The sequence below is a fragment of the Bradyrhizobium sp. AS23.2 genome (assembly GCF_001908185.1).
In the GTDB taxonomy this organism is placed as follows: domain Bacteria; phylum Pseudomonadota; class Alphaproteobacteria; order Rhizobiales; family Xanthobacteraceae; genus Bradyrhizobium.
Map to the genome: position 1 here is coordinate 1 of NZ_LGHM01000164.1, position 5,585 is coordinate 5,585.

At 62.6% G+C, this 5,585-nt stretch carries 8 protein-coding genes; 4 read left to right on the plus strand and 4 right to left on the minus strand.

What is annotated here, in order from left to right; all coding sequences use genetic code 11:
- Positions 1–145 precede the first annotated feature (145 nt).
- The 3 genes from AC630_RS32075 to AC630_RS32085 are packed head-to-tail and all read right to left on the minus strand — an operon-like array spanning position 146 to position 2,298.
- Entirely contained in the window at positions 146–613 is a 468-nt protein-coding gene (locus AC630_RS32075) for a YbaK/EbsC family protein (RefSeq protein WP_074122455.1), read from the minus strand.
- A 21-nt stretch (positions 614–634) separates the two neighbouring features.
- Entirely contained in the window at positions 635–1,375 is a 741-nt protein-coding gene (locus AC630_RS32080; RefSeq protein WP_074122456.1) for a haloacid dehalogenase type II, read from the minus strand.
- A gap of 38 nt (positions 1,376–1,413) precedes the next feature.
- Positions 1,414–2,298: an amidohydrolase family protein gene (locus AC630_RS32085; RefSeq protein ID WP_074122457.1), complete on the minus strand. Its 885-nt coding sequence runs from the start codon at positions 2,296–2,298 to the stop codon at positions 1,414–1,416.
- Between the two features lie 288 nt (positions 2,299–2,586).
- On the opposite strand from AC630_RS32085, the gene ykgO reads away from it, so the two are divergent.
- The 3 genes from ykgO to AC630_RS32100 all read left to right on the plus strand — a co-directional run bounded on the left by ykgO (position 2,587) and on the right by AC630_RS32100 (position 4,019).
- Complete coding sequence (ykgO, locus tag AC630_RS32090) at positions 2,587–2,712, plus strand: type B 50S ribosomal protein L36 (RefSeq protein ID WP_006611362.1); 126 nt, start codon at positions 2,587–2,589, stop codon at positions 2,710–2,712.
- 108 nt (positions 2,713–2,820) lie between these two features.
- Positions 2,821–3,462 carry a tetratricopeptide repeat protein gene (locus AC630_RS32095; RefSeq protein WP_074122458.1) on the plus strand — a complete coding sequence of 214 codons (642 nt, stop codon included), beginning with the start codon at positions 2,821–2,823 and terminating at the stop codon, positions 3,460–3,462.
- A gap of 296 nt (positions 3,463–3,758) precedes the next feature.
- Complete coding sequence (locus tag AC630_RS32100; RefSeq protein ID WP_074122459.1) at positions 3,759–4,019, plus strand: hypothetical protein; 261 nt, start codon at positions 3,759–3,761, stop codon at positions 4,017–4,019.
- A gap of 15 nt (positions 4,020–4,034) precedes the next feature.
- Here the strand turns inward: AC630_RS32100 and AC630_RS32105 are convergent, their stop codons facing one another.
- Positions 4,035–4,217, minus strand: coding sequence for a hypothetical protein (locus tag AC630_RS32105; RefSeq protein WP_074122460.1), 183 nt, complete (start codon positions 4,215–4,217; stop codon positions 4,035–4,037).
- 328 nt (positions 4,218–4,545) lie between these two features.
- On the opposite strand from AC630_RS32105, the gene AC630_RS32115 reads away from it, so the two are divergent.
- Positions 4,546–5,502 carry an alpha/beta fold hydrolase gene (locus AC630_RS32115; RefSeq protein WP_074122462.1) on the plus strand — a complete coding sequence of 319 codons (957 nt, stop codon included), beginning with the start codon at positions 4,546–4,548 and terminating at the stop codon, positions 5,500–5,502.
- The last annotated feature ends 83 nt before the right edge of the window (positions 5,503–5,585 follow it).

Consider the following 5,585-nt stretch of genomic DNA (forward strand, 5'->3'; position numbering starts at 1 on the left):
GGAGATGATTAGTGCCGCCCAGACATGATCCCTAAACGTGCGCAGCGGTTTTCCCTCGCGACAAACGCGGAACGCGTTTGCGCGGAGATCATGCTCAAACAACAACCGAAAGCGCGATGACGATTTATCATCATCGCAGCGCGCTTCAGGGGCGGTGCTCGCAGACGTCGATCCATTCGGCCGAGACGAGCTCGGCCATGCGGTCGGGCGCGATCCGCACCGCGCTATGGGTCGAGCCTGCGGCCGGCACCACCACGTCAAACGCCTTCAGCGACACGTCGCAATAGACTGGCAGCGGCGACTTCAGCCCGAACGGGCAGACGCCGCCGACCTCGTGGCCGGTGATCTCGGCGACCTCTTCCAGCCCCAGCATCTTCGGCTTGCCGCCGAACGCCGCCTTGACCTTCTTGTTGTCCATGCGCGAGGTGCCGGCGGCGACGATCAGGATAACGCGTTCGCCGATCCGCAACGACAGCGTCTTGGCGATCCGGCCAGGCTCGACGCCATAGGCTTCGGCGGCCAGCGTCACTGTCGCGGAGCTGATCGGGGATTCGATGACGGATATGTCGGGGGCTTTCTCGGCGAAGAAGGCGCGAACGGATGCCAGGCTCATTCAGAACAGCTCATTCCAGACTTACACGCGGGCGGCGATCGCGGGCAACTCGGAGAGGGTGCGGACACGGTGATCCGGCGCGAAGCCAAGCTCGTCCATCTGGGTCCGGATCGCCTTGAACATGGTCAGCGGTGCCACGAGTTCGTTCTCGACGCAAGTCAGCGCCATCGCCTCGGGCGTCACCCGCTCGATCCAGGCGACGTTCAGCCCGAACGCCTTTGCGCCCGCCACGTCCCAGGGATTTGAGGAGACGAACAGCACCTCATCCGGCGCGGTGCCGAGCACCTCGCCGATCAGTTCGTAGGCCTCTGGGCTCGGCTTGAAGATCTTCTTCGCATCGACGCTGATGGTGGCGTCGAGCAGGCGATCGAAGCCGGAGTTGCGGACAAGTGCGTTGAGCATGTCCGGGCTGCCATTGGAGAGAATGGCAAGCTTGCGCGGCTTCAGCGCCGCAAGCGCTGCCGCCGCATCCGGATAGAGATCGAGATGCAGATATTTCTCGATCACGCGCTCGAACGCTTCGCTCTCGTAGGCGAGTCCAAGCACGCGCAGCGAATAGGCAAGCGAGTCGCGCGTGACGGCGGCAAAATCCTGGTAGCGCTGCATCAGCGAGCGCAACCAGGTGTATTCGAGCTGCTTGATCCGCCACACTTGCGTGATGATCTCGCCGTAGCCGGGGAACGCATCCTCGGTGATCTCCGCGACCGACTGGATGTCGTAGAGCGTCCCGTAGGCGTCGAAGACGACGGCTTTGATCGTCACGCTGACCTCTTTGCTAGATCACTTGGTAGGATCCTTGGCTAGATTCCCAGCAGCTTGCGCGCGTTGGCCTTGAGCACCTTCGGCCGGATCTCGTCGCGGATGTCGATCTTGGCGAAGTCCGACAGCCAGCGGTCCGGCGTGATCACCGGCCAGTCCGAGCCGAACAGCATCTTATCCTGAAGAATCGAGTTGATGTAGCGGACCAGGATCGGCGGGAAATATTTCGGCGACCAGCCCGACAGGTCGATATAGACGTTCGGCTTGTGGGTCGCGACCGACAGCGCCTCCTCCTGCCAGGGGAAGGAGGGGTGGGCGAGGATGATCTTGAGGTCGGGGAAATCCGCCGCCACGTCATCCATGTACATCGGGTTGGAATATTTCAGCCGCATCCCCATGCCGCCCGGCATGCCCGAGCCGACGCCGGTCTGGCCGGTATGGAACAGCGCGATCGCGCCGCCATTGGTGATCTCTTCGTAGAGCGGATAGGCCATGCGGTCGTTGGCGTAGAAGCCCTGCATGGTCGGGTGGAATTTGAAGCCGCGGACGCCGTATTCCTCGATCAGCTTACGCGCCTCGCGCGCGCCGAGCTTGCCCTTGTGCGGGTCGATCGAGACGAAGGGGATGAGGACGTCGAGATGGTCGGAGGCGACCTCCAGCATCTCGTAATTGTTGTAGCGGCGGAAGCCGGTCTCGCGCTCGGCGTCGACCGGAAAGATCACGGCGGCGATGTTCTTGGAGCGGTAGTACGCCGCGGTCTCCGGCACGGTCGGCGGATGCTTGTTCGGCGACTTGAAGTACTCCGCCATCTGGGCCTGGAAGTCGTCATAGCCGTCGTCGGGATGGCAGCCGCAGGGCTCCTCGGCGTGGGTGTGGATGTCGATCGCTACGACGTCGTCGATGTTGGGCAGCTTCAATTTCGGCATTGGTTTCCTCCCGACGGGTTGCCAAATTGATTATATCATATAACGAATTTAGCAAGGCTCGGCTGGCGGCCGGCCGAAGTCGGCGGCGCCGAAGGGTCCGTTTCAGGCCTATCCCGAGGTTAATGCGCGGGAATGGCCCGTTTGCATTGACATCCGGTCCCCCCATGCCTTAAGAACCGCCCCGTCCCGGGCGGTCGTCCGCCGGCGGGAAAAATCTCATTTTGCCACATTCGCGCGTGCCGAAACGGTAGTGCCGAACACGGCCTTTCGAACGTTCAGGATTCTGCCATGAAGGTCCGTAACTCGCTGAAGTCGCTGCGCGGTCGCCATCGCGCCAACCGCCTGGTCCGCCGCAAGGGCCGGGTCTATGTGATCAACAAGGTGCAGCGCCGCTTCAAGGCTCGTCAGGGCTGATTTCGCCCTGCCGGACGCCTCGCGCGCGCCCCGCAAGACCACGGTCTCACACGAGTTTGACGCCGCCCCTGCTTTGCAAGGGCGGCTTTACGCGTTTAGACTTTGATCATGGCTGTGAGATTCCCTTTTGCACGCACCCTATGTCTGGCCCTTGTGCTGGGAACCGTAGGCCTTGCTCCGGCCCTGGCGCAGGATGATGCGCCGGCTCCGCCTGGCAAGCAGCAGAAGAAGCTTCCCGAGGCGCCAGCCAAGCTGCCCAAGGTCGATCGCACCAAGAATCTCGATTTCCTGTTCGGCGCGCTGAAGGCGGCGCCGGACGAGATCAGCGCCAAGCATGTCGAGGCGCGGATCTGGGCGATCTGGCTCCAGACCCCGAGCGACACTGCGGCGCTGCTGATGGAGCGCGCTAGGACCGCGGTCGACGCACAGAAGATCGACATCGCGATCAAGCTGCTGGATGCGATCATCAAGCTCAGGCCCGATTACATCGAGGCCTGGAACCGGCGCGCCACGCTTTATTACATGCAGAACGACTATGGCCGCTCGCTCGCCGACATCCAGCAGGTGCTGATCCGTGAGCCCCGCCATTTCGGCGCGCTCGCAGGCCTAGGCATGATCATGCAGGAGGTCGGCGACGAGAAGCGCGCGCTCGCGGCCTATCGCAAGGCGCTCGCCGTCAATCCGCACCTCGACAAGATCCCCGAGCAGGTCAAGGCGCTGACCGAGAAGGTCGAAGGCCGCGATATTTAGAGCGCGATCCCGACCCGAAGGGCCGCGTCTCGAGCGAAGTGGATACCGGTTCGCGTAAAGAAAACGCGTCAAAACAAGAATCTAGAGCCCCGTTCCGATTCTATCGGAACGGAAACGGCTCTAGCGCAAGGCGTGGAGCGGTTTTCCGGTAAGATCGCGCTCAAGCAAATTAGGGACAAGTCGATCATTTATCGAGCGAGTGCTGCGGAGGCGGATTAACCACGATGATACGCGCCGCGTCACAAGGGGTATTGGTGGCACGGCCGCAGGCCTACCTTCATGGCAGGAGCACAGCCATGAAGCGTTTGATCCTTGCAGGTAGCTTGCTGCTGGCGTCGGGAACGGTGAGCCTGGCCGACGGACTGTTCTGGGTGGTCGGCAACCGCGCCAGCGGGAAATGCAACATCGTCACCAGCAATCCCGTGATCAACGGTGACATCTGGTTCGGCGACGGCCCCTACAAATCGAAGGCCGATGCCAAGCTTGCCCGCTCGACGATCCGCGCCTGCCCGGCGGTTACGCCCGACGACGAAAAGGACGAGGACAGCTCGAACTAGCTGTCCACCTGAGCGCTAGTGCAGGGCGCTGCCGCCGCGCTCGGCGAGGCCCTGATCGGCGGCTGCCGCGTAAGCCCTTGCAAGCTCCGCCTCGAGATGCTCGTTGATCAGGAGCAGCGCTCGCACGGCACCGCGTAGATCGCCGTTGCAGCTCGCGACGATCTCGTCGATCGCGGTGTCGTTGGATCTGAAGCTCATCGAAAATTCTCCGGTTCAAATCAGGACAAATCCTACCGGCCTTCCCGCATCCCGTGAGGCTGCGAGGAGGATCGGCGCCCACCCGCGTCTAAATGGCGGAACCGACCATGGCGATTATATGGACTCCGCGATGACGACCGCATGAAGCTGTTTCGAGGCTTGCGTGTCGTTGGGTAAGTGTATTGATTTCATTGAATTTTTTGGTTTGGCAATTTTGCACATATCCACAGCCCCGGGATTCCCCTGGAAGTGCTGAAGCTGGCGGAGCGAAACTGCCGCCTCCAAGACCCGTAACTGCAATGCGCCCTGGATTTCCCGGACTCTCTCCATGATCGTGATGTCAATTGTGGCGGCGCTGGTTGTGCTGGCGTTGGTCACGCAGGCCGGCGTCGTCGCCGTGCAGCGCGCTTTTCCGCCTCAGGGGCGGATGATCGATGTCGACGGCGCGTCACTTCACGTCGTCGACATTGGTCCGCGCGATTCGGGCCTGCCGATCGTGATGCTGCACGGCGCGAGCTCCAATCTCGAAGCGATGCGGCAGCCGCTCGGCGATCTCCTCGCCAAAAACCATCGCGTCATCCTGTTCGATCGTCCCGGCCATGGCTGGAGCACACGCGCGCGGCGGCAGGATTCGACGCCGCGGATCCAGGCTCGGATGATCGATCAGGCGCTCGGCAAGCTCGGGATCGATCGCGCGGTCTTCGTCGTGCATTCCTGGAGCGGCGCGCTCGGCGCGCGAATTGCGCTCGATCATCCCGGCCGCGTCGCCGGCCTCGTGATGCTCGCGCCCGTCACCCACCCCTGGCGCGGCGGCGTCGGCCGCTACAACGAGATCATCGCAACGCCATTGATCGGCCCGCTGCTGGCCTACACCATCACGCTGCCGCTCGGCTATTTCCTGACCGAGCCCGGCGCGCGCGACGTGTTCCTGCCGCAGATGATGCCGGACGGTTTCGTGCAGGATTCCGCGACACCGCTGCTGCTGCGCCCGCGCGAGTTCATCGCCAATGCCTATGATCTGGTGACGCTGAAGGAGGCCGTCGCTGCGCAAGCGGCGCGCTACGGCGAGATCAAAGCGCCGGTCACGATCATCGCTGGCGAGCCCGACAAGACCGTGTCGACCAGCATCCACGCGCGTCCATTTGCCGCGATGGTTCCGAATGCAAAGCTGATTGCGCTGCCCGATCTTGGCCACATGGTGCAGAACGCGGTGCCGGATCTGGTGAAGACCGAGATCGAGACGATGATCGGCAAGATCGTCCCCGCGCAGGCGGCCGCCGATTAGAGCGTTTTCGAGCGAAGTGGATACCGGTTCGCGTCAAGAAAACGCGTCAAAACAAGAATCTAGAGCCCCGTTCCGATTCCATC